Origin of the sequence: Pseudomonas serbica (genome assembly GCF_028823535.1) — a bacterium.
In the GTDB taxonomy this organism is placed as follows: domain Bacteria; phylum Pseudomonadota; class Gammaproteobacteria; order Pseudomonadales; family Pseudomonadaceae; genus Aquipseudomonas; species Aquipseudomonas serbica.
On record NZ_JAQIYM010000038.1, the window covers coordinates 1 to 1305 of the forward strand.

Annotated in this window: 1 protein-coding gene; it reads right to left on the minus strand. The window is 66.3% G+C overall.

Going from position 1 to position 1305, the window contains the following annotated elements:
• The coding region (locus tag NQL71_RS29625; protein WP_274643788.1) for a VCBS domain-containing protein at positions 1 to 1305 on the minus strand (1305 nt) is incomplete at both ends.

Sequence of the window (1305 nt, forward strand, 5' to 3'; positions counted from 1 at the left end):
GTGCCATTGCCGCCGCCGTGCAAGGCCTTGAAGTCGGCGTCGCCGGGATTGAGGGTGTAGGTGTAGGTGCCGTTGGCGTTGAGCACCAGGGTGCCGTAGGTACCGATGAAGGTGCCGGGGGTAATCGGGCCGCTGTTGGGGCCGGTCGCTACGCGGTCGGCGCCTTGCACGTCGTTGCCGAGGACGCTGCCTTCGAGGGTGAGCAGGGTTTCCGAGGCGGTATTGGGGTGGGTGTCGTCGATCGCCTTGGGCACGTCGTCGACGATGGCGATCTCGATGGTATTGGTGACGATGTTGCCCAGGCTGTCGGTGGCCTGGTAGGTGAAACTTTCGTGCAGGGTGTTGGCGCCGTCGTCCGCGTGGGGCGTGGTGCTGGCCGGCGACGTCAGGGTGTAGGTGTAGCTGCCATCAGGGTGCAGCAGCAATTGCCCGTAGGTGCCGATGGCATTGCTGACCAGGCTGTAGGTGATGTTGCCGCTGCCACCGTGGACTGCGCCGACCAAAGTGCCGCTGGCGGTTTCGCCGGTATTGCCAGGCTGGCTGCCGGTCACGCTGCCGGGGGCCAGGTCCTGGCCGTCCTGATTCAGGTCCAGGGCTTTTTCGTAGACGGTCACGTCCTGGTCGCTGGCCGCGACCAGGCAGCTGTTGTGCACGTCGATGGTGATGATGGTGGTGCTTTCGTCACCGTCGGCATCACGCAGGGTGTAGGTGAACACGTCGCTCGCGCCCGGCCCACTCACCGAATTCGGGTAGCTGTGGTACAGCGCGTTGCCGGCCGCATCCAGGGTCAGGTAGCCATAGGTGCCGTTGATCTGGCTGTTCAGGCCGCCATGCACCGGGGTCGAGGTGTCGGAGCCGGCACGCACGCCAACCACGCCGCCGCCGGCGAACTGGCCATCGGCCCCCGCGTTGTCGTTCCACAGCACGTTGCCGCCGATGTAGCCGCCTTCGCCTACCGAGGCGATGTCCGGGACAGCGGTCGGTACGTCATCGACGATGTTGATCACGATGGTGCTGGTGACGCTATTGCCCAGGCCATCGACGGCCTGGTAGGTGAAGCTTTCGTGCAGGGCGTTGGCGCCGTCGTTGGCCTGTGGCGCGGTACTGGCCGGCGAGGTCAGGGTGTAGGTGTAGCTGCCGTCAGGGTGCAGCAGCAGTTGGCCGTAGGTGCCAACGGCATTGCTGACCAGGCTGTAGGTGATGGCGCCGCTGCCGCCGTGAACTGCGCCGACCAGGGTGCCACTGGCGGTTTCGCCGGGGCTCTGGGGCTGGCTGCCGGTCACGCTGCCGGGGGCCAGGTCCTGA